Below are 21,752 nucleotides of genomic sequence, written 5' to 3'. Positions count from 1 at the left end.
GCCTCGACGAAGGCATCGCCGATCAGCGCGCGGGTTTCGAAGGTCAGCTCGCCGGCGAGGCGCTGCCAGTCGGCATGCTGCATGTCGTTCATCTTCCTCTCCTATAGAGCCTCGGTGGCATAGCCGTTGGCCCTGGCCAGCAGCGTGTCGGCCAGCACCTGACACCCCCGGGCGCAGTGCTCGGGGCTGGCGTACTCGGCCTCGTTGTGGCTGATGCCGTCGCGGCAGGGCACGAAGATCATCGCCGTGGGCGCGACGCGCGAGACGTACACCGAATCGTGACCGGCGCCGCTGAGCAGGCGCCGGTAGCTGAAGCCGCGGGTGCGGGTCGCCGCCTCGACGGCCTCGACGCAGGCGGCATCGAAGTGGACCACCGGCGATTTCCAGATCCGCTCGAAGCGGGTGGTCACGCCGAAGACTTCGCCGCAGGCGGCCAGTTCGCGCTCGAAGCGCTGTTCGAGAGCATCCAGCTCGGTCTCGTCGACGTGGCGCAGATCGACGGTTAGCCGAGTCTCGCCGGGGATGACGTTGCGTGAACCCTGGACGATGTCGAGGCAACCAAAGGTGACCTTGGTGTCGCCACGGGCATCGCCCAGGGCATGACTCTGCAGGCGATCGATCAGCCGCGCGGCGGCGGCCAGCGCGTCGCGGCGCAGCCGCATCGGCGTGGGCCCGGCATGGGCGGCCTGGCCGTCGAGCGAGACGTCGTACCAGCGCATGCCCTGCACGCCGGCGACCACGCCGATGCTCTCGCCCGCCGCCTCGAGCACCGGGCCCTGCTCGATATGCAGCTCGAAGAAGCTGTCGAGGCGCGGCTCCCCCACCGCCATGCCGCCGGCGAACCCGCTCGCCTCGAGCGCCGCGCCGAGAGTCACTCCGTCACGATCCTCGCGCGCCAGGGTCGACTCGACGCTGAACTCGCCGGCGTAGGTGCCGGAAGCGACCATCGCCGGGGCGAAGCGGCTGCCCTCCTCGTTGGTCCACACCACCAGTTCCAGCGGCCGCTCGGTGACGATGCCCCGCTCATCCAGGGTGCGGAACACCTCGAGCCCGGCCAGCACACCGAGGACGCCGTCGAAGCGACCGCCCCTGGGCTGGGTGTCGAGGTGACTGCCGGTGGCCACCGGGTCGAGATCGTCGCGGCGTCCGGCGCGCCGGATGAACAGGTTGCCGACCCGGTCGACGCGCCAGGTGCAGCCGAGCGCCTCGCACCACTCGATCAGCCGGCGCCGCCCGGCGGCGTCCTCGTCGGTCAGGGCCAGGCGGCAACTGCCGCCGTGCTGGGTCGGGCCGATCTCGGCCATGGCCATGAGTGACTCCCATAGCCGCTCGGCATCGATGGTCACGTGCATCGTGGTCTCCGCAATTGTCGCTGGTCTCGAACCGACGATAGGCGAGTCGCCCCGGCGGCGACATACCCCAATCGGGATATGTCGCCGCCATCCGGGGAGTGGCTAGTCTCGCTCATGACCCGGCTGGACACAGCCCGCACGACAACAAGAGGCCATCGTCATGACCAACCCGACGCTCGACAACGCTCGCCCACGCCTTGCCGGTCACAGCGCCCGCGAGCTATGGCAGAAGGACAAGGACCACTTCGTCCATCCGTTCACCGACTTCAGCATGTTCGGTGAGCAGGGCTGCGACCTGATCACCGACAGCGACGGCATTCACGTGCAGGACGCCCACGGCAACCGTTTCATCGACGGCATCGCCGGGCTGTGGTGCGTCAACGTCGGTCACGGCCGGGCCGAGATCGGTGCCGCAATGGCCGAGCAGGCCACCCGCATGGCCTACTTCTCGACCTTCAACAATCTTTCCAATGTGCCGGCCACGCTGCTCGCCGACAAGCTCGCCGACCTGGCGCCCGCGCACCTCAATCACGTCTTCTACAGCTGCGGCGGCTCGGCGGCCAACGACGCCACCATCCGCCTGGTGCACTACTACTTCAATCGCCTCGGCAAGCCAGCGAAGAAGCGCATCCTGTCGCGCAACAACGCCTATCACGGCACGACCTATCTCGCCGCCACGCTGACCGGCATCGCCCCTAACAACTGGGGATTCGACACCCTCGATCACCTGGTCACCCACCTGAGCGAGGCCAACTGCTACCGCCGCCCGGAGGGGATGAGCGAGGCCGGGTACTGCGATCAGTTGGTCGAGGAGCTCGAGGCCAGCATCGCCGAGATCGGCGCCGATAACATCGCCGCCTTCATCGCCGAGCCGATCATGGGCGCCGGGGGCGTGCTGGTCGCGCCGAAGGGCTATCACAAGCGCATGCAGGCGGTATGTCGCGCCAACGACATCCTGTATATCGCCGACGAGGTGGTCACCGGCTTCGGTCGCCTGGGACACTTCTTCGCCTCCGAGGCGCTGTTCGACACTCAGCCGGACATCATCAACTGCGCCAAGGGACTGTCGTCCGGCTACGCGCCGCTGGGCGCGACGCTGATCTCCGACGAACTCTACGCGGTGCTGTCCACCCCGCAGGGACCGGGCGGCGTGCTGAGCACCGGCTTCACCTACTCCGGCCATCCGGTGAGCTGCGCGGCGGCGCTCAAGAACATCGAGATCATCGAACGCGAGGCGATCTGCGAGAATGTCCGTGCGGTGGGCCCCTACCTGGAGGAGCGCCTGGAATCGCTGTCGCATCACGCCACGGTGGGCGACGTGCGCGGCAGCCATTTCATGATGTGTCTCGAGAATGTCGCCGATAAGACCACCAAGGCGCTATTCCCGGTGGAGGCGCGGGTCGGCGACCGCATCGCCTTCGAGGCCCAGCAGCGCGGCCTGATCATCCGCCCGGTGGGCCATCTGAACATCGTCTCGCCGCCGCTGATCTGGACCCGCGAGGTGGTCGACGAGGTGGTGGCGATCCTCGACGCGGCGTTGAGCGCCGCGACTGAAACCTTGAAGGCCGACGGCTACCTGTAATCCTCGCCGGGTCTCACGTCCCGGCATGTCCCGCTTTTCCTCAACAACCACAAAACGAGCCAATCATGGACACTTACGGACTCTGGAGCCTGTTTCCCACGCTGATCGTGCTGGTCATGGCGATCGTCACCCGCCGCACCATCGAGTCGCTGATGACCGGCGCGCTGGTCGGTATGCTGATGCTCGACCCGACGAGCGTGGTCAGCCAGGCCTCCGATACGCTGCTCACGGTGCTCGGCAACGATACCGTGACCTGGATCATCCTGGTCTGCGGACTGTTCGGCAGCCTGATCGCCCTGCTGGTACGCACCGGCGGCGTGCTGACCTTCGGCGATATGATGACCCGGCGCATCCACGGCCGTCGTCAGGGCCTGCTCACTACCTGGGTGCTGGGCCTGGTGATCTTCGTCGACGACTACCTCAACGCCCTGGCGATCAGCGCCTCGATGAAGAAGATCACCGACCGCTTCCGCGTCTCGCGCGAGATGCTCGCCTATATCGTCGACTCCACCGCCGCGCCGATTTGCATCCTGGTGCCGTTCTCGACCTGGGCGGTGTTCTTCGCCGGCCTGCTCGAGGACAACGGTGCCGCCGGCAACGGCATGGGCCTGTATATCGAATCGATCCCCTACATGTTCTACGCCTGGATCGCCGCCGCGGTGGTGCCCATGGTCGCGCTGGGCTGGATTCCCGCCATCGGCCCGATGAAGACCGCCGAGGCGCGCGCCGCAGGCGGTCAGCTGATGCCCGACGGCGCCGAGGAGAACGCGCTGGAGGTCGAGGACGAAGGCCAGCGTCGTCCGCATCTGCTCAACTTTCTGTTGCCCATCGCCAGCCTGATCTTCTTCACCTGGTACTTCGACATCGATATCCTGCGCGGGGTGATCGTGGCGCTGGCGGTGACCCTGGTGCTGATCCTCGGCCAACGCCTGCTGAGCTTTCACGCCACCTTTGACACCGCACTCGATGGCTTCAAGTCGATGCTGATGCCGCTGGGCACGCTGGTCGCGGGCTTCACGCTCAAGGAGGTCAACGATGGCCTGGGGTTGACCCAATACGTGATCCAGACCCTGCAGCCATTGATGACCGCCCAACTGCTGCCGGCGGTGTGCTTTGTGACCATGGCCTTTCTGGCCTTCGCCACCGGCTCGTTCTGGGGCCTGTTCGCCGTGGCGATGCCCATCGTGCTGCCGCTGGCGAGTAGCGTCCACGCGGAGATGCCACTGGTGATCGGCGCGCTGATCTCGGCCAGCGCCTTCGGCAGCCACGCCTGCTTCTACGGCGACTCCACCGTGCTCTCGGCCCAGGGCAGCGGTTGCACGCCGATGGCCCATGCCCTGACCCAGCTACCCTACGCGCTTATTGCCGCCTTCCTGGCAACCCTGGTATTCCTGGCGGCAGGCTATCTTTGAGGTTCGTATGACCGACACATGCACAACGACCGCGAGTCGCTCCGCCACGCCCGCCGAGCTGGGCTTTTCGATGCCCGCCGAGTTCGCCGCGCACGAGGCCTGCTGGATGCTCTGGCCCCAGCGTCCCGACAATTGGCGCTACGGCGCCAAACCGGCCCAGGCGGCGTTCGTTGCCGTCGCCCGGGCGATCGCCGAGAGCGAGACGGTGTTCGTCGGCGTCAACGACGATCAGTACGAGAACGCCCGCCATCAACTGCCGGCCCACATCCGGGTGGTCGAGCTGTCGAGCAACGACGCCTGGATGCGCGACGTCGGCCCGACCTTTCTCACCCACCCCGAGGGCCGGCTGGCGATGGTCGACTGGGAATTCAACGCCTGGGGCGGGCTCAACGGCGGTCTGTATTTTCCGTGGGACAAGGATCGTCGTATCCGTCTGAAGATCGCCGAGATGCTCGGCGCCGAGCGTTTCATCGCCCCGCTGGTGGTCGAGGGCGGGGCGATCCACGTCGACGGTGAAGGCACGCTGATCACCACCGAGGAGTGCCTGCTCAACCCCAACCGCAACCCGGACTTCACCAAGGCCGAGCTCGAGCGCCTGCTGGGCGACTATCTGGGAGTGACCCGGGTGATCTGGCTGCCGCGCGGCTGCTATCTCGACGAGACCGACGGCCACGTCGACAACCTGTGCTGCTTCGTCGCCCCCGGCGAGGTGGCGCTGACCTGGACCGACGACGAGAGCGACCCGCAGCATGCCATCTCCCGCGAGGCGCTGGCGATCCTCGCGGCCGCCCGCGACGCCAAGGGACGACGGCTCACCGTGCACAAGCTGCCGATGCCCGGGCCGTTGACCATCGCCGAGGCCGAGGCCAGCGGCGTCGACCGGCTGAGCAGTTCGCGCCCGCGCCAGCCCGGCGATCGCATGGCCGGTTCCTACGTCAACTTCTATATCGGCAACTCGGTGGTGGTGATGCCCAAGCTCGACCCCGACCACGACGACGCGGCCCAGGCGATTCTCGAGGGCCTGTTCCCCAGCCGCCGGGTGATCGCCGTCGACGCCCGCGAGATCCTGCTCGGTGGCGGCAACATCCATTGCATCACCCAGCAGCAGCCCGCCCGCGACGTGCCGAAGCAGACCATATAGCCAAGCCTTAACGACAGAAGCTCATGCCGCGCACGCCGAGATGGAAGTGGTTGGCGTGTGCGGCGTTGTATTCGGGCCCCAGCACCGTGCCATGGCGGTAGAAAAATGGGCGTAAAAAAGCCCCGCACCAGGCGAGGCAGCTCCATGAGAGAGCATTCAAGTTTCAGGACAACTTGCGCCTACGCTGGCGATATTGATCGACGATGACGGCAGTCACGATGATGACGCCCTTAACGATATCCTGGTAGTAAGCATCTACCCCCAGGAATGTGAAGCCGCTGAGCATGACGCCAAGTATCAGGGCCCCTATGACCGTCCCGGTAACACGCCCAACGCCACCCGCCAGGCTGGTGCCGCCAATGACTGCCGCAGCGATGGCATCGAGTTCATACATCAGGCCCATCCCCGCCTGGCCGGTGCCGGCTCGGGCGGAAGCGACGACCCCGGCAAGTCCGGCCAACAGGCCAGCGATGGCATAAACCATGACCAGGTGACGGCGTACATTGATACCCGAGACGCGGGCAGCCTGCGGGTTGGCGCCGATGGCATAGGTGTACTTGCCGTAGCGGGTGTACTTCAGGGCAATGTGGAAAATGGCAGCGACACCGAGGAAGATGATCACAGGGTTGGCGCCGGAGCCGATCCAGGTGAAATCCTCGGTCAGCATGCTGACCGGTTGTCCTTCCGTGTAGGCACGCGCGAAACCGCGAGCGGTAACCATCATCCCCAGCGTCGCGATGAAAGGCGGTATCATCGCGAAGGCAATCAGCGAACCATTGATTATTCCCGCCAAGGCTCCCACCAGCAATCCTGCCACTAGCGGTACGACCCAGGGCATGTCGGTCAGCGCAGGGTAGACGGCCCGAGCGTAATCGGAGGACTGGGCGAGACTGGCCGTCACCATGGCGGTCAACGCCAATACCGACCCCGACGACAGATCGATGCCGCCGGTGATGATGACCTGGGTGACGCCGATGGCGATGATGCCAATGATCGACATCTGCAGGATCATGATCAGCAAGCGCTGCGGATTCATCAGGAACGAGTCGCCACGCACGATCCAGCCGACCAGCTCGAAAAGCAATGCGATTCCGATCAGTACAGCCAGGATGCTGACTTCGGTCGGTACTTTTTTCTTGCGCAGCTTGGGGGCGGCCGCCGCTTGCTGGTTGTTGTCAGTTGCAGTAGTCATGTTGTTCGTCCTTTGTCGCTATGCGTGGCCAGAGCCACGCAGACCTCAGGCATGGGCTGCCGGGGTGGAAGCAAGTTCCATGACGCTGACCTGATTGGCGTCACCACGATCGAGAAAGCCGGTGACCTGCCCCTGGTGCATGACCATGATGCGATCGCTCATACCGAGGACTTCGGGCAACTCGGAAGAGATCATAATGACCGCGACCCCCTCGCCGGCGAGCTTGGAAATCAGCCGATGAATCTCGGCCTTGGCACCGACATCGATGCCACGCGTGGGCTCGTCGAGGATCAGAATACGGGGGTTGGTCATCAACCAACGTCCGATGAGGACTTTTTGCTGATTGCCACCGGAAAGATTGCCGATTCGCTCTTCCAGGTCGGGTGTCTTGACGTGCAGCGCCTGTTTCATGTGTTCGCACTGCTGGTCGAGCTGGCCCTGGGCCACGAAACTGCCATGGGTATAGCCGTCACGTAGCACGGCTATCTCCATGTTTTCCAGTACGGAGAGACTCAGGAACAGGCCGGTTTCCTTGCGATCCTCGGTCAACAGGGCCAGGCCCCGGAGCATGGCCTGGTGAGGTGACTTGATGATGGTGGTTTCACCATCAATGGCAATGGTTCCGGCCGTGGCGGGCGTCACTCCAAACAGCGTTTCAGCCACATTGGTCCGCCCCGAGCCCACCAGGCCGGCGATACCCAGGATCTCTCCGGCGTGCACGTCGAAGCTGACATCCTCGAAGACCCCTTCAAGTCCCAGTTGCCTTACCGAAAGGACGACGTCACCGATCGGCACCGTTTCCTTGGGGAATAATTGGGTCACTTCTCGGCCGACCATCAAGCGGATGATCTCGTTTGAGTCCAGCTCACTGGCCGGGGCTTCATGAATGAACTGGCCATCGCGAAATACCGAGATATCATCGGCAATCTCGAACACCTCATCCATCTTGTGGGTGATGTAGATAATGCCCTTTCCTTGGGCACGCAGGTCATTGATGATGCGGAATAGGTGCTCGACTTCACGTCCGGTCAGCGCCGATGTCGGCTCATCCATGATCAGCACTTCAGACTCGTAGGAGACAGCCTTGGCAATCTCGACCATCTGGCGCCCGGCGATCGACAGGTGTCGCACTTCCATCTCGGGATCCAAGGCGATACCCAGGCGATCGAACAATGTCTGGGTCTTGCTTGCCAGAATCCCATGGTTGACGAAACCCAAGGCATTCAGCGGTTCGCGTCGAATCCATATATTCTCGGCAACCGTCATGAACGGCATCAAGTTGAGCTCCTGATGGATCATGGCGATACCGGCTTCCAAGGCATCCAGCGGGCCGTTCAGCAGTAGCTTTTGCCCATGTAGACGCACCTCGCCTTCATCGGGGATGTAAACGCCGGCAATAATCTTCATCAACGTCGACTTGCCGGCGCCGTTCTCACCCATCAGGGCATGTACCGTTCCAGGGCGGATACGCAGTTGAACATTATCCAAGGCAACGACACCGGGAAAGGTCTTGCGAGCATTGACGACTTCGAGCAGGAAACGCGGGGAAGTCCGAGTATCCAATATTGATGTGGTCTGAGTAGCCATAGCCAAAACCCTCTATTCGCTCATCATCCTGGCCTGGCGACAACTCACCAGGCCCAGTGTTATCAGTTGAGGAAATCGTCGAGGTTTTCCTTGGTTACCAGTTGGAAGGGCACCATGGTGATCTTGTCTACCTGTTCACCATTGATCATACGGGTAGCCGCCTTGACCGCCCCGCCGCCCTGGCCTTGGGCGTCCTGGAACACGGTGACGTCGAGCCCCCCACGCTGCATGGCCTCAAGCGCATCGCGTGTCGCATCGATACCGCCGACCAGAATGGAATCCGCGGCGATGCCTGACTGCTGCATCGCGATCAGGGCCCCCAAGGCCATCTCATCGTTATTCGCCGCGATGGCATCGATGTCCTGGCCGCCCACGATCCAATTGTTCATCAGGTTGATAGCCTTGGTGCGTTGATAGTCCGCCGGTTGTCTTTCGATGATCTTGATGTCGGGATAATTGGCGGCCACTTCCTCGACGCCTTCGGTGCGCTTGTGGGTCGCGCCCGAGGCCAGTTCACCCAGCATGATGGCCACATTTCCCTTGCCCCCAAGCTGCTTGGCCAGTTCTTCCATTTGCAGTTTCCCGGCCAACTTCTGGTCGGAACCCACAAAGACAACCCCTTCTCTCTCGAGATCCTTGCCTTCGGGTTGACGGTTTACATAGACCAGCGGAATACCAGATGTGATAGCCGCCGCTGTCATCATCTGCGTCGCCGCCGTATCGACCGGGTTGATGATGATGGCATCGACCCCTTGTGCCGCGAGGCTTTGTACCTGGCTCAGTTGGCGACCGATGTCGCCCTGGGCATCGAGGAACTGGATATCATGCCCTTGCGAATCGGCTTCCTCCTGCATGGCATTACGCATCGTGGTCAGGAAATTGTCATCGAACCAAGCTACCGATACGCCAATATTCGCGGCCATGGCGGACGTTGAGCAGGCGATAGATAGGGCGAATCCAAGCAGTAGGCGTTTCATGGTGGCACTCCTGTAATGATCTTGTTTTGTTTGTTCAAAGTCGTGACCAACACGGCGGGCCTGTTGGTCATACGCGACTGGTCCAGAGCAAGACGCGCTTGTTAGAATTTAGATTCTATTTTGAAATTTTTCAAAGTAAAAATTCTATACTTTGGTATATATGAAATTTTTATTCCAAAAAATTGATACCTCACTCACAAAAACCCCGCCGAAGCGGGGAAATAGGCACCATTCAATACGTTGGGTAGAGTCGATCGAGTTAGGCCGATTCAGTCTTATGTAGTCATTGCTGTTTTACGATCCATTCATGATCGGGGTCATTCTGGAATTTCCACTCTCGCTTCGGCCCAGCCATGACATTCAAGTAATACAGTTCATAACCATGGGGAACACCGGCAGGATGGTAGCCGCGCGGGACCATGACACAGTTACCATTTTCCACCGCCATGGTTTCATTCAAGGAGCGGTCATCGGTATAGACACGCTGAAATGCGAACCCCTGTGACGGATTCAGACGGTGATAATAGGTCTCTTCGAGGAGCGACTCGTACGGTAGATTGTCGACATCATGCTTATGGGGCGGGTAGCTCGACCAGTTGCCGGCGGGGGTGTAAACCTCGACGACAAGCAAGCTGTCTGCTGGTTCGGTTTCCGGCAGAATATCCTGAATGTGACGGGTATTGCTGCCCGTGCCTCGTGTCGCCCGCTTGACGTCATCTGGCCCGATCAACCGCGCCTCATGATTGCCATTTCCTGGCGCACTGCATACCGCTACCTCAAGGTCGGTCAGCGCCTCGACGCTGAAGCTCACGCCATCGGGTAGATAGACAGAATAGGGTGGAATCTTCTCGAAGATATCCATGCGCTCGCCAATATTTTCCCAGCGATGGCTACCGCTGGTGACGCTGGCCTTGCCAGAGAGCAGGACCAGACAGTGTTCTCGCCCCCCGGTATCGGCCTCGAAACTCTGCCCCTTCTCGAGCTTGTGTACCCGAAAACCGACATGCTCCCAACCTGCCGATTCCGGCGTTACCTCAAGTATCTTACCTTGGTCGTCGGGCTGCTGGGGGCGTACCAGAAGCGAAGTCATTAGCGCTGCCCTCCTATCATTCGATCAGAGCGTTACTTGGTCATTGAACGTTGCTGTTCATCCTTTGGCCTGCGGCTCATCCTGGGTAGGCTCATTCGCCTTGTCCTGACGCACCCCCAGGGCAATCGCGAGAGTTTGCGCCAAGCATAGCGATGCCGTCAGGCCACGAAAGCTTTTTACTTCCGCTTCATGCACCACCAGGCTGACATCGGCCAGTCGCGCCAAAGGGCTAAGGCTGGAATCGGTGATTACCACCATGGGAATCCCTCGCTCCTTGGCCTCGGCTGCGGCATCCCGCGTTTCCTGGGCGTATGGCGAGTAACTCACCACAAGCATGGCATCCCGGCTCCCGATAGCCTTCGTCTGCTCGCCATGCATGCCACCCAGGCCATCGATCAGGAAAGCCCGTTTGTCGATGTGATGCAGGGCATAAGCGAAGTAGCTGGCCACCACGAAGCTGCGCCGTGCACCCAGTACATGGACGATCTCCGCGCGCTCGAGCACATCCAGGGCCCGTTCGAGTTCGTGCGGATCGATACGGCTGGGCAATGCCTCGAGCACCTCGCGGTTGGCCTCGGAGAATTCCCAGAGAAGCTGGGTGCTGTCGGGGGTTTCGCCAGTCGCCGTGCGCACCGCACGGATCCTCTCGGCGTAGTTGGGCAATTCGTCGACCAACCGGGTCCGGAATAGCTGCTGCATGTCCGAGAAGCCCTTGAAGCCGAAGCTGTTGGCAAAGCGGATCAATGTCGAAGGTGTTACACCGGCGCGTTCGGCCAGCTTGGCAACCGTGGCAAAGGCCACTTCCTGGGGATGATCGAGCAAAAAGCGCGCCGTCTGCTGCAAACGCCGGCTCAAGGTCGCGTACTCGGCAGTGATGCGCGCTTCGAGTTCGGCAAAGTCTTGTGGTAACTGATTCATTGAAGCCTGTTCTCCGAGTTCGATGCGCCGGGCATGGCCTGCTGGATGACAGCCTAGGCGAAATGGAACAAAAATTCCATACATACCAAAGTATAGAATACACCAGCCCCCAGATGCATGAATGCCGCTCCTGCGCAGCACTCACCCTAATAGGGTCGAGCGTTCGCACCCGTGGGCCTTCCCCACTTAATTTCAGTCCTCTCCTACATCTTTGGTCGCAGAGCCATGCCGAGTTATTCCCGAAGGCCGTTTCCCAAGGCAGTAAAAATTTATATATATGACTGTTTTAAAACGGTTTTTATTAACCAGTCAGAACAAGCATGCACACCCGAGATCGAATTTTCCAAATATTGATTTGATGGAATGCTTATTCTAGCCTCATTCCAATCGAACGGTTCCGCGCCGGCATGGCCGGAGCCTGCGTCTTAGCTCGCCAGTCAAGAGAGAAGCACCATGTCTCAACAAGCTCCACGTTTTGCCTTGAACCACATGATCTGTCCGCGCCTGAGCGTGAGAGAGCTGATCGACGGCGCTACCCAATTGGGCCTGAGCGCGATCGAGTTGCGCAACGACGTCGGCGACAACAGCATCAAGACACTCGACCAGGCCCGGGAGGCCGGTCGCCTGGCACGAGAGCATGGCATCGATATTCTGAGCATCAATGCCCTTTATCCATTCAATATCTGGAACGACGAACGCGCCGCGCAGGCCGAGAACATGGCCCAACTGGTCGATGCGTGTGGTGGTCGCGGTCTGGTCCTGTGTCCCTTGGTCGACGCCAACCACAACGCTTCCGAACCTGAAAAACAGGCCGGCCTCAAGGAAGCACTGACAGCGTTGGATCGTATTCTTGGCCGCTACGACCTGCAGGGCTTCGTCGAGCCGCTGGGGTTCTCGATATCCTCTCTGCGTAGCAAGCAGGCCGCCGTCGACGCGATCCGCGAGCTCGAGCTGTCGCATCGTTTCAGTCTGGTTCATGACACCTTCCACCATGCCGGCGCCGGAGAGCAGGCGCTCTTCCCCGAGCATACCGGCCTGGTACACGTCTCCGGCGTCGAGGACCAATCGGTCGACTTCGAGACCATGCTCGATGAGCACCGTCTGCTGGTTGGCCCTAACGATCGTCTGGATAGCATCGGTCAAGTACAGCAACTGCTGTCGGCGGGCTATGACCGGTACATTTCCTTCGAGCCCTTTGCACCAGCGGTCTGCAACCTGGACGACCCATTCACTGCCATTCAGGGAAGCATGGACGAGATTCGCCACAAGCTGACCGCCTAGGCCACGACATCAACGAATAACTACCGATTTTGAGGAGCTCCGCATGAAAATCGCCCTGGATCCGTTCATGCACCGCCATGTCCCGCTCAACGAGCTGCCGCGTCTGGCGGCCGAGTTGGGCTACGAGCACATCGAACTATCGCCACGTGCCGATTTCCTCGACTGGTTTGTGCATCCCCGGGTCTACCCCGAGCGCCTGAATGCCTTCAAGAAGTCGCTCAAGGACCACGGCGTGCAGCTCTCTTCGCTGCTGCCCATGTACCGCTGGGCCAGCCCGCACGAGGACGAGCGTCAGGCGGCGGTAAAATACTGGAAAAAGGCCATCGAGATCGCCGTGGAATTGGGCGTCGACACCATGAACTCCGAAATGGGGCGCGGTCCGCACCCGGAACGGGGTAGCTGCTCCAACTGCTGCCAGGGCGGGGCGACCACCGAGTCCAGCGAGGCATCCTGGTGGCGATCCATGGAAGAACTGGTGCCGATCTTCGAGCGTGAAGGCATCCAGCTCAATATCGAGCCCCACCCCGACGACTTCGTCGAAACGTTGCACCCGGCCGTGGATATGATCCGAACGGTCAACTCGAACAACGTCAAGTTCCTCTATTGCGCGCCGCATACCTTCCACTTCGGTGACGACATGGAACAGATGATCCGCGACTGCGCACCGGTGCTGGCCCATGTGCATATCGCCGACACCTTCAACCACAAGGCCTCCTCAGGACTGCGCTACATCATCAATCCGCCGGGCTCCACCGCTCGCGTTCACCAGCATCTCAACATCGGTGAAGGCGAAGTGAACTGGGAGCTGTTCTTCAAGACACTCGCTGACGTCGGCTTCGACGGCATCATGACCGCCTGCGTCTTCGCCTGGGAAGAACGTGCCGAGCAGTCCTCCCGCTTCATGCGTGAGGAAATCCAGCGCTACGTCGACAAATACTGGAAATAACGAGGAATCATCATGACTGTCAGTATTGGCATCATTGGCACCGGCATGATCGGCGAAGAGCATGCGCGGCGCATCACCCAATCTCTTACCGGCGGACGCATCGTTGCCGTCAGCGACGTCAATGCCGATCAGGCATGCGCGGTCGTCGACCGCCTCGGCCTGGACGCCAAGGTCTATGACAGCGGCCTGGAGTTGATCCAAGCTGAACACGTCGACGCCGTCATGGTGACGTCCTGGGGGCCGACTCACGAAGAGTATGTCCTCGCCGCGATCCAGGCAGGCAAATACGTTTTCTGCGAAAAGCCGCTGGCCACGACCGCACAAGGCTGTCGCGACATCATCGATGCCGAGATCGAGGCCGGTAAACGTCGGGTTCAGGTCGGCTTCATGCGTCGCTACGACAGTGGCTATCAGCTCATGAAGGAAGCCATCGACGCCAACCGCCTCGGTGAGCCGCTGATGATTCATGCGGCCCACCGCAACCCCACGGTGCCCGAACGCTATGTCACGCCGATGGCGATCCACGACACTCTGATCCACGAACTGGATACCTTCCGCTGGCTGCTCAACGACGACTATGCCACCGCTCAAGTTATCTTTCCGCGCAAGACCCGGCACGCTCACGGCAAGGTCGAGGACCCCCAGATCGTACTGCTAGAGACGACCCAGGGCGTACGCATCGACGTCGAGGTCTTCGTCAACTGCCAGTACGGCTATGACATTCAGTGCGACGTGGTCGGTGAGGAAGGAATCGCGCACCTGCCGGAACCGCAGAGCCTGACCTACCGTCAAGCCGGGCAACGCAGCAACGAGATCCTTCAGGACTGGAAGAAACGCTTCGGCGAGGCCTTCGATGTCGAGTTGCAAGCCTTCATCGACGGGGCCGCCAGCGGCACGGTCAGCGGTCCATCGTCCTGGGATGGCTATGCCGCGGCCATTGCCAGCGACGCCTGCGTCAAGGCGCAGGAAAGCGGGCAGATCGAAAAGATCGACATGCCCGAGCGACCCGCCTTCTACGCCTGACCCGGACCGGGAGCAATAGCGGCCCGTCTTGCTGATCGCAAGGCGGGTCGGAGCGAGGCAGGCATGCTCAAACATGCCTCTACTCGACTCCCCGACACCTACTGCCACGCAGATTGTGACAGGCCGTTTAGCGGCTCGTGGGTGACGCTCGAAGCGAAAAGGAACTTTTATTCTATTCATTGAAATATTGAAATTTAAATTCTATATTTCCATTAACCAAACGCTGACGTGACTACACCTCCACTGGCCGGCAGTGCCTGACACTAGACACGTTCGAGCAGGCATGTGGTGGCGGTCTAACGTAGGAAAACGCTATGAACAATACCAAGTCATTGGACCTGATTTGCCTGGGCAGAGTCGCCGTTGACCTCTACTCCGAACAGATCGGCAGCCGCCTGGAAGACGTTTCCAGCTTCGCCAAATATCTGGGCGGTAGTTCCGGCAATATGGCCTACGGCACCGCTCGTCTGGGACTCAAATCGGCCATGCTGTCACGCGTCGGCAACGAACAGATGGGCAACTTCGTACGCGAAGAGCTCGGACGTGCTGGCGTGGATACCAGTGCACTTCAGACCGACCCCGAGCGGCATACCGGACTGGTGCTCCTGGCTCTGAAGGATCGCGCTAGCTTTCCCCTGCTATTCTACCGGCGCGACTGCGCCGACATGGCCATCGACGCCGAGGCCATCGACCCCGACTTCATTGCCCAGGCTCAAGCGCTGGCCATTACCGGCACTCACCTTTCCACCCAGACCACTCAAAACGCCTGTCGCAAGTCACTCGACGCGGCGGCACGACATGCCGTGAAACGGGTCCTGGATATCGACTATCGCCCGGTACTTTGGGGACTCACCAATCCCGGCGATGGCGAGACGCGTTTCATTGCCGATGATCAGGTCACCCAGCATCTTCAGCACTGGCTTGGCGATTTCGACCTGATCGTGGGCACCGAGGAGGAGTTCCACATCGCCGGCGGCAGCATCGATACCCTCGAGTCGCTGCGTAACGTCCGCAAGATCAGTGACGCCACGCTGGTCTGCAAGCTCGGCGCGCTGGGCTGCGTGGTCTTCGAAGGCGACATTCCCGAACGTATCGAGGACGGCATCCTGGTCGAGGGGGTCAAGGTCGAAGTTCTCAATGTGCTCGGCGCCGGCGACGCCTTCATGAGCGGCTTACTCCGAGGCTGGCTCAAGGGCGAGAGTTGGGAAACCAGCGCCACCTACGCCAACGCCTGCGGTGCACTGGTCGTATCGCGCCATGGCTGCGCACCGGCCATGCCCACCGAGGAAGAGCTATTCGACTACCTGAGCCGCCGCACCGCGGTGAAACGCCCCGATCAGGACAAGCGCCTCAATCACCTGCATCGGGTGACCACCCGTGTACCCGCCGATTGGCCGCAGGTGTGCGGACTGGCCTTCGATCACCGCCGCCAGCTAACCGACATGGCGCGCGAGGTGAAGGCCGACCCGGCACGCATTCCCACACTCAAGCAGCTGCTGGTGAAGGCCGCCGAGGAAGGCGCGCGACGTACCGGTCTGGAGAACCCGGCCATTCTGGTCGATGACGTGTTCGGCCAGGATGCCCTCAACGACGCCAGTGGCAAGCATTGGTGGATCGGCCGGCCGGTCGAGCTGCCCGGCTCGCGACCGCTGAGCTTTCAGCATGGCGACGACCTGGGAAGCGAATTCCGCCATTGGCCAAGCGAGCACATCATCAAGTGCCTGGTGTTCTATCATCCGGATGATGAACTGGCACTGCGTCTCGAGCAGGAAGCCCGGTTGCGCCAGCTCTACCAGGCGGCCTGTACCAATAACCTGGAGCTGCTGATCGAGGTGATTCCGCCCCACCAGGCCGAGGTCGACGACCGGACTTTGGCCCGCTCGCTTACGCGTCTCTACAACCTGGGCATCCGCCCTGACTGGTGGAAGCTGCCGTCGATGTCCGATGCCGCCTGGGAAGCGGTCAGCCAGGCCATCGGCGATCAGGACCCGCACTGCCGCGGCGTGGTGCTGCTAGGCCTCGATGCCCCCATGGCGGAGATGAAACGCGGCTTCGCCGTCGCCGCACGCCACGGTCAATGCAAGGGCTTTACTGTCGGCCGCACCCTGTTCGCCGCCCCCAGCCGCGAGTGGCTGGCCGGTGAAATCGACGATGCGCAGCTGATCGAGCGGGTCGCCGGCAACTACGCCGAGCTGATCGAGGAATGGCAGCGGCTGCGTACCGCCCAGCCCAACGCAGAGGAAGTCCTGTCATGAATACCGTTCGTCTGACAATGGCCCAGGCCGTCGTTCGCTACCTGACGGCACAGAAAGTCGAGATCGATGGCGAGATCAAGCCGCTGTTTGCCGGGTGCTGGGCGATCTTCGGCCACGGCAACGTCGCCGGGCTGGGCGAGGCGCTCTATCACGCCCGCGACCAGTTGCCGACCTACCGCGCTCACAACGAGCAGGGCATGGCCCATGCCGCCATCGCCTACACCAAGACACTCGACCGGCGCCAGATGATGGCCTGTACCGCCTCGGCCGGCCCTGGTTCGACCAACATGGTCACCGCCGCCGCAGTGGCCCACGTCAACCGTTTGCCGGTGCTGTTCCTGCCCGGTGATACCTTCGCCACGCGCATGCCGGATCCGGTGCTGCAACAGATCGAGAACTTTCACGACCACACCCTGACCACCAACGATTGCTTCAAGCCGGTCAGTCGTTTCTTCGATCGCATCACTCGTCCCGAGCAGTTGCTCACCTCGCTGCCCCAGGCAATCCGCGTGCTGACCGACCCCGTCGAGTGCGGTCCGGTCACCCTGGCCATGCCGCAGGACGTGCAGACCATGGCCTACGACTACCCAAGCCACTTCTTCGCCGAGAAGATCCATCGCCCGCGCCGTCAGAACGCCGACCGTGGTGAGCTGGCCCGCGCCATCGAGCTGATCAAGCAGGCCAAACGGCCGCTGGTGATCGCCGGTGGTGGCGTGCACTACGCCGAGGCTCGCGAGGCGCTCGATGCACTGGTGTCCACCTACCACCTACCGGTGGGCGAAACCCAGGCCGGCAAGGGTGCCCTGCCCTGGGATCATGAGCAGAACATGGGCACCATCGGCGTTACCGGGGCTGCTTCCACCAACACCCTGGCTGCCGAGGCCGACCTGATCATTGCCGTGGGGACCCGGCTGGGCGACTTCGCCTCCGGCTCGCGGGCCATGATCAACCCCGAAGCCAGGCTATTGTGTCTCAACGTCGCCTCGTTCGATGCCGTCAAGCACAAGGCCCAGCCCTTGGTCGGCGACGCCCTTCTAACCCTGCCTGAACTGGCCAACGGCCTGGCCGGCTGGCAACCCGACGGCGAGTGGATCGAACAGGCCGCCAAGCTGCGTAACGACTGGAACAAGGCGGTCGATATCGCAACCACGGACCGCGGGACCACCTTGCCTACCGATGCTGAGGTGGTGGGCGCCGTCAATCGCGCCGCCGGTGAGCGCGATATCGTGGTGTGCGCCGCTGGCGGCCTGCCCGGCGAGCTGCAGAAGCTTTGGCGTACCCGCTACGCGCGCGGCTATCACATGGAATACGGCTATTCGTGCATGGGCTACGAGCTGGCCGGCGGTTTGGGCACCAAGATGGCCAAGCCCGACTCGGAAGTCTTCGTGATGGTCGGCGACGGCTCCTACCTGATGCTCAACTCCGAAATCGCCACCTCGGTGATGCTCGGCCACAAGATCGTCGCCGTGGTGCTCGACAACCGCGGCTACGGCTGTATCCATCGCCTGCAGCAATTCTGCGGCGGACCCGGCTTCAACAACCTGCTCGACGATTGCCTCACCGCCGAGGGCGGCGCGCCCAAGACCGATTTCGCCGCCCACGCCGCAGCGTTGGGGGCACGTTCCGAGAAGGTCGGCAACATCGGCGAACTGGAAGCGGCGCTGGAACGTGCCAAGGCATCGAGCATCAGCTACGTGATCACCCTGGATACCGACCCGCTGGTCGATACCGAGGACGGCGGTTCGTGGTGGGACGTGGCGGTGCCAGAGATTTCCGAGCGCGCCGAGGTCGAGGAAGCCCGTCGTCGCTACGAGTCCTACAAGGCACGTCAATGGACGAATCAGTAACGGCTCTCATCAAGACATTATTAACAACAGCCACTTTCGGGAGTTCGCCATGAGCGTAAGACTGGGTATCAACCCCCTGACCTGGACCAACGACGACCTGCCCAGCCTGGGCGGCGATACACCGCTGGAGACCTGCCTGTCCGAGGGCCGCGAGGCCGGCTTCAGCGGCTTCGAACTGGGACACAAGTTTCCGCGCACGCCCGTGGCCCTGTCGAAGGCCCTCGACGAGCACGACCTGTCACTGGTGTCCGGCTGGTATTCCAGCCAATTACTGGAGCGCAGCCCCGAGGAGGAGATCGAGGCCGTGCAGGATCACCTGACGCTGCTCAAGGAATGCGGCGCCAAAGTCATGGTGTTCTGCGAAGTCGCTCATTGCGTGCACGGCAACCAGTCGCAACCGCTGTCGCAGCGACCACACCTCAGCGAGGCCGAATGGCAGCGCCTCACAGAAGGGCTGAACATCGTCGGCGACTACCTCAAGAAGCAGGGTGTGCACATGGCCTACCACCATCACCTCGGCACAGTGGTGGAGAGCCAGGCTGATGTGGAACGCCTGATGGACGACACCCGCGACTCGGTGGGCCTGCTACTCGATCTGGGCCATCTGGTGGGCGCCGGCGGCGATCCGCTGGCTATCGCCAAGCGCTACACCTCGCGTATCAAGCATGTGCACTGCAAGGATATTCGCTTCCCGGTTCTCGAGGACGTGCGCAATCGCGACAAGAGCTTTCTCAACGGAGTGCTCGATGGCCTGTTTACCGTTCCCGGCGACGGTAACGTCGAGTTTCTGCCCACTCTCCAGCACCTCAGCGAAGCGGGCTATGAGGGCTGGCTGGTCGTCGAGGCTGAACAGGACCCACAGGTCGCTCATCCACTGACCTATGCGCGCATGGGCTATCAGAATCTACGTTCGCTGGCCGAGCAGGCGGGCTTCACTGTCGAAAAGTAACCACAAGTCAAAGGGCTCTCTCATGAATCAGATCCATCACTACCTCAACGGCACGACCGTGCCTGGCCATAGCGAGCGCTTCACTCCGGTCTATAATCCCGCTACCGGCGAGCAGAGCGCACAGGTCGCGCTGGCCTCGGCTGACGAAACCCGCGAGGCCATTGCCAGCGCCGAGCAGGCATTTGCCAAATGGTCGAAGATGTCTGCCCTCAAGCGCTCGCGCATTCTGTTCAAGTTCAAGGCCTTGGTGGAAGCGCATGCCGACGAGATTGCGCGCCTGATTTCCAGCGAGCATGGCAAGGTGTTCTCCGATGCCAAGGGCGAATTGACCCGAGGGCTGGAGGTTGTGGAATTCGCCTGCGGCATCCCGCATCTGCAGAAGGGCGAACACTCCATGAACGTCGGTACCGGCGTGGACAGTTACTCGATGATGCAGCCGTTGGGCGTATGCGCAGGCATCTCACCGTTCAACTTCCCGGCGATGGTGCCGATGTGGATGTTCCCCATCGCCCTGGCCTGCGGCAATACCTTCGTCATGAAGCCTTCCGAGAAGGATCCCTCCACGCCGCTGCGTCTCGCCGAACTGTTGACCGAAGCGGGCCTGCCCGACGGCGTATTCAACGTGGTCAATGGCGACAAGGAAGCCGTCGACGTACTGCTCAGTGACGAGCGTGTGCAGGCGGTCAGCTTCGTCGGTTCCACCCCGATCGCCGAATACATCTATGCCACTGCCTCGAGCCATGGCAAGCGTGTCCAGGCGCTGGGCGGCGCCAAGAACCATATGGTGATCATGCCCGATGCCGACCTAGACCAAGCCGTGGACGCCCTGATGGGGGCAGCCTACGGTTCGGCGGGCGAGCGCTGCATGGCCATCTCGGTAGCCGTGCCTGTCGGCGAGGAGACCGCCAATCGACTGCGCGAAAAGCTGGTCGAGAAGCTTGAGACCCTGCGTGTCGGCCCCAGTCTGGTCGACGGTCCCGACAACGACATGGGTCCGCTGATCACCGGCGATCATTTGGAAAAGGTCAAGAGCTATATCGCTACCGGTGTCGAGGAAGGTGCGGAACTGGTCGTCGACGGCCGGGAAACTGCCGTCGATGGCGCCGATAATGGCTACTTCATCGGTGGCACGCTGTTCGACCACGTCAAGCCAGGCATGCGCATCCATTCCGAGGAGATCTTCGGGCCGGTGCTGGCCATCGCTCGTGCCGCAAGCTTCGATGAAGCCGTGTCCATGATCAACGCCCATGAGTTCGGTAACGGCACGACAATCTTCACCCGCGACGGCGACGCGGCACGCCAGTATTGCGAGCAGATCCAAGTAGGCATGGTCGGTGTCAACGTGCCGATCCCGGTACCCATGGCCTTCCACAGCTTCGGCGGCTGGAAGCGTTCGTTGTTCGGCCCGCTGCACATGCACGGCCCCGATGGGGTACGCTTCAACACTCGCATGAAGACCATCACCCAGCGTTGGCCGAGCGGCATTCGGGAAGAGACGAACCACTTTACGATGCCTACCCACTAAAAAACACAGCCTAAATGCCTACGCGGGCAGGTCGCGTTGTCGCACGGTGCTCAAAACCCTCACAGAGTCCCACTATGCTGTGGTTTTTGCGCGCCGTGCTCCTGGCGCCCTGCTTCGCTCGGCGATTTATGCAGCGCTTTTACCCAGGAGAATACCTCATGCCACTCGTGACCATTTCCGTTCCCGACCACCACCCGGCTCTATGGCGCAAGAAAGTTGCCGATATCGTCAATGCGGCAGTGATCGAGACGCTGGACTTTCCGCCGGACGATCGCTACCAGTTGATCCAGACGCTACCGGCGGAGCAGATCGAACTGCAGGATCGCAGCCGGGATGCCATCGTGTTGCAACTGACCATGCGTGCCGGTCGCCCCAGCCATGCCAAGCAGGCCTTTTATCGGCGGGTCGTCGATGATCTGGTCAAGCGTGCCGACGTCGACCCCGACAGCGTGATGATCGTCATCACCGAAAATGCCGATGCCGACTGGTCGTTCGGGCACGGTGAAGCGCAGTTCCTCGTCGCCCGGCAGTAAGCCAGCTAACACCTCCTCCTTTCGCGCTTTTCCTTCCCAGCCCCGCCGAGACCGGTCTGTCCGTGTTCGGGCGGGACTGCCCACACTTGGAACAAAAATTCTATTTATACCAAAGTATAGAATAAATAGTTTGAACGCTCCT

At 61.6% G+C, this 21,752-nt stretch carries 18 protein-coding genes; 11 read left to right on the top strand and 7 right to left on the bottom strand.

Features of this window, described 5'->3' with window-relative positions; all coding sequences use genetic code 11:
- Positions 1–101: 101 nt before the first annotated feature.
- The gene (locus tag R6258_RS17970) at positions 102–1,352 is read right to left on the bottom strand and encodes a M20 family metallo-hydrolase (RefSeq protein ID WP_318453213.1); all 1,251 of its coding nucleotides are present in this window, start codon (positions 1,350–1,352) and stop codon (positions 102–104) included.
- Between the two features lie 160 nt (positions 1,353–1,512).
- Between R6258_RS17970 and R6258_RS17965 the strand changes: the two genes are divergently transcribed.
- From R6258_RS17965 to aguA, 3 genes are all read left to right on the top strand, one after another.
- Positions 1,513–2,934: an aminotransferase gene (locus tag R6258_RS17965; RefSeq protein WP_318453212.1), complete on the top strand. Its 1,422-nt coding sequence runs from the start codon at positions 1,513–1,515 to the stop codon at positions 2,932–2,934.
- Between the two features lie 65 nt (positions 2,935–2,999).
- Entirely contained in the window at positions 3,000–4,346 is a 1,347-nt protein-coding gene (locus tag R6258_RS17960) for a Na+/H+ antiporter NhaC family protein (RefSeq protein ID WP_318453210.1), read from the top strand.
- A gap of 7 nt (positions 4,347–4,353) precedes the next feature.
- Complete coding sequence (gene aguA, locus R6258_RS17955) at positions 4,354–5,487, top strand: agmatine deiminase (protein ID WP_318453208.1); 1,134 nt, start codon at positions 4,354–4,356, stop codon at positions 5,485–5,487.
- A 7-nt stretch (positions 5,488–5,494) separates the two neighbouring features.
- On the opposite strand, the gene R6258_RS17950 is transcribed toward aguA, so the two are convergent.
- From R6258_RS17950 to R6258_RS17925, 6 genes are all read right to left on the bottom strand, one after another.
- Positions 5,495–5,572 carry an extensin family protein gene (locus tag R6258_RS17950; RefSeq protein WP_318453218.1) on the bottom strand — a complete coding sequence of 26 codons (78 nt, stop codon included), beginning with the start codon at positions 5,570–5,572 and terminating at the stop codon, positions 5,495–5,497.
- A gap of 78 nt (positions 5,573–5,650) precedes the next feature.
- Positions 5,651–6,679 (bottom strand): ABC transporter permease, encoded by a 1,029-nt coding sequence (locus R6258_RS17945; RefSeq protein WP_318453206.1) that lies wholly within the window; start codon positions 6,677–6,679, stop codon positions 5,651–5,653.
- A gap of 45 nt (positions 6,680–6,724) precedes the next feature.
- Positions 6,725–8,266: a sugar ABC transporter ATP-binding protein gene (locus tag R6258_RS17940; protein WP_318453204.1), complete on the bottom strand. Its 1,542-nt coding sequence runs from the start codon at positions 8,264–8,266 to the stop codon at positions 6,725–6,727.
- A 62-nt stretch (positions 8,267–8,328) separates the two neighbouring features.
- Positions 8,329–9,243, bottom strand: a complete 915-nt coding sequence (locus tag R6258_RS17935; RefSeq protein ID WP_318453202.1) for a sugar ABC transporter substrate-binding protein — start codon at positions 9,241–9,243, stop codon at positions 8,329–8,331.
- 283 nt (positions 9,244–9,526) lie between these two features.
- Positions 9,527–10,333 (bottom strand): 5-deoxy-glucuronate isomerase, encoded by an 807-nt coding sequence (gene iolB, locus R6258_RS17930; protein ID WP_318453200.1) that lies wholly within the window; start codon positions 10,331–10,333, stop codon positions 9,527–9,529.
- A 57-nt stretch (positions 10,334–10,390) separates the two neighbouring features.
- On the bottom strand, positions 10,391–11,251 hold the full coding sequence (locus R6258_RS17925) for a MurR/RpiR family transcriptional regulator (RefSeq protein WP_318453217.1): 861 nt from the start codon (positions 11,249–11,251) through the stop codon (positions 10,391–10,393).
- A 453-nt stretch (positions 11,252–11,704) separates the two neighbouring features.
- Between R6258_RS17925 and R6258_RS17920 the strand changes: the two genes are divergently transcribed.
- The 8 genes from R6258_RS17920 to R6258_RS17885 all read left to right on the top strand — a co-directional run bounded on the left by R6258_RS17920 (position 11,705) and on the right by R6258_RS17885 (position 21,610).
- Complete coding sequence (locus R6258_RS17920) at positions 11,705–12,532, top strand: TIM barrel protein (protein ID WP_318453199.1); 828 nt, start codon at positions 11,705–11,707, stop codon at positions 12,530–12,532.
- A gap of 43 nt (positions 12,533–12,575) precedes the next feature.
- A complete protein-coding gene (locus tag R6258_RS17915; RefSeq protein ID WP_318453197.1) occupies positions 12,576–13,478 on the top strand; it encodes a sugar phosphate isomerase/epimerase in 903 nt (300 codons plus the stop codon).
- Positions 13,479–13,490: 12 nt separating this feature from the next.
- Complete coding sequence (locus R6258_RS17910) at positions 13,491–14,501, top strand: Gfo/Idh/MocA family oxidoreductase (RefSeq protein ID WP_318453194.1); 1,011 nt, start codon at positions 13,491–13,493, stop codon at positions 14,499–14,501.
- A 314-nt stretch (positions 14,502–14,815) separates the two neighbouring features.
- On the top strand, positions 14,816–16,756 hold the full coding sequence (locus R6258_RS17905; RefSeq protein ID WP_318453192.1) for a bifunctional 5-dehydro-2-deoxygluconokinase/5-dehydro-2-deoxyphosphogluconate aldolase: 1,941 nt from the start codon (positions 14,816–14,818) through the stop codon (positions 16,754–16,756).
- Positions 16,753–18,603, top strand: a complete 1,851-nt coding sequence (gene iolD, locus R6258_RS17900) for a 3D-(3,5/4)-trihydroxycyclohexane-1,2-dione acylhydrolase (decyclizing) (RefSeq protein ID WP_318453190.1) — start codon at positions 16,753–16,755, stop codon at positions 18,601–18,603. Before R6258_RS17905 ends, iolD begins: the two co-directional genes overlap by 4 nt.
- A gap of 49 nt (positions 18,604–18,652) precedes the next feature.
- Positions 18,653–19,552 carry a myo-inosose-2 dehydratase gene (gene iolE / locus R6258_RS17895; protein WP_318453188.1) on the top strand — a complete coding sequence of 300 codons (900 nt, stop codon included), beginning with the start codon at positions 18,653–18,655 and terminating at the stop codon, positions 19,550–19,552.
- A 22-nt stretch (positions 19,553–19,574) separates the two neighbouring features.
- On the top strand, positions 19,575–21,077 hold the full coding sequence (locus R6258_RS17890) for a CoA-acylating methylmalonate-semialdehyde dehydrogenase (RefSeq protein ID WP_318453186.1): 1,503 nt from the start codon (positions 19,575–19,577) through the stop codon (positions 21,075–21,077).
- A 158-nt stretch (positions 21,078–21,235) separates the two neighbouring features.
- Positions 21,236–21,610, top strand: a complete 375-nt coding sequence (locus R6258_RS17885; protein WP_318453184.1) for a tautomerase family protein — start codon at positions 21,236–21,238, stop codon at positions 21,608–21,610.
- Positions 21,611–21,752 lie beyond the last annotated feature (142 nt).

The organism is Halomonas sp. HP20-15 (assembly GCF_033446685.1).
Classification (GTDB): Bacteria; Pseudomonadota; Gammaproteobacteria; order Pseudomonadales; family Halomonadaceae; genus Modicisalibacter.
This window is presented reverse-complemented; position numbering and strand designations above follow the sequence as displayed.

What these genes read in the sequence shown, in the direction of transcription:
- R6258_RS17920 (WP_318453199.1), top strand. Translation starts at nt 11,705, where the DNA reads ATGTCTCAACAAGCTCCACGTTTTGCCTTGAACCACATGATCTGTCCG.
- R6258_RS17915 (WP_318453197.1), top strand. Translation starts at nt 12,576, where the DNA reads ATGAAAATCGCCCTGGATCCGTTCATGCACCGCCATGTCCCGCTCAAC.
- R6258_RS17935 (WP_318453202.1), bottom strand. Translation starts at nt 9,243, where the DNA reads ATGAAACGCCTACTGCTTGGATTCGCCCTATCTATCGCCTGCTCAACG.
- R6258_RS17970 (WP_318453213.1), bottom strand. Translation starts at nt 1,352, where the DNA reads ATGCACGTGACCATCGATGCCGAGCGGCTATGGGAGTCACTCATGGCC.
- iolE (WP_318453188.1), top strand. Translation starts at nt 18,653, where the DNA reads ATGAGCGTAAGACTGGGTATCAACCCCCTGACCTGGACCAACGACGAC.
- R6258_RS17905 (WP_318453192.1), top strand. Translation starts at nt 14,816, where the DNA reads ATGAACAATACCAAGTCATTGGACCTGATTTGCCTGGGCAGAGTCGCC.
- R6258_RS17910 (WP_318453194.1), top strand. Translation starts at nt 13,491, where the DNA reads ATGACTGTCAGTATTGGCATCATTGGCACCGGCATGATCGGCGAAGAG.
- iolB (WP_318453200.1), bottom strand. Translation starts at nt 10,333, where the DNA reads ATGACTTCGCTTCTGGTACGCCCCCAGCAGCCCGACGACCAAGGTAAG.
- R6258_RS17960 (WP_318453210.1), top strand. Translation starts at nt 3,000, where the DNA reads ATGGACACTTACGGACTCTGGAGCCTGTTTCCCACGCTGATCGTGCTG.
- aguA (WP_318453208.1), top strand. Translation starts at nt 4,354, where the DNA reads ATGACCGACACATGCACAACGACCGCGAGTCGCTCCGCCACGCCCGCC.
- R6258_RS17925 (WP_318453217.1), bottom strand. Translation starts at nt 11,251, where the DNA reads ATGAATCAGTTACCACAAGACTTTGCCGAACTCGAAGCGCGCATCACT.
- R6258_RS17890 (WP_318453186.1), top strand. Translation starts at nt 19,575, where the DNA reads ATGAATCAGATCCATCACTACCTCAACGGCACGACCGTGCCTGGCCAT.
- iolD (WP_318453190.1), top strand. Translation starts at nt 16,753, where the DNA reads ATGAATACCGTTCGTCTGACAATGGCCCAGGCCGTCGTTCGCTACCTG.
- R6258_RS17965 (WP_318453212.1), top strand. Translation starts at nt 1,513, where the DNA reads ATGACCAACCCGACGCTCGACAACGCTCGCCCACGCCTTGCCGGTCAC.
- R6258_RS17885 (WP_318453184.1), top strand. Translation starts at nt 21,236, where the DNA reads ATGCCACTCGTGACCATTTCCGTTCCCGACCACCACCCGGCTCTATGG.
- R6258_RS17940 (WP_318453204.1), bottom strand. Translation starts at nt 8,266, where the DNA reads ATGGCTACTCAGACCACATCAATATTGGATACTCGGACTTCCCCGCGT.
- R6258_RS17945 (WP_318453206.1), bottom strand. Translation starts at nt 6,679, where the DNA reads ATGACTACTGCAACTGACAACAACCAGCAAGCGGCGGCCGCCCCCAAG.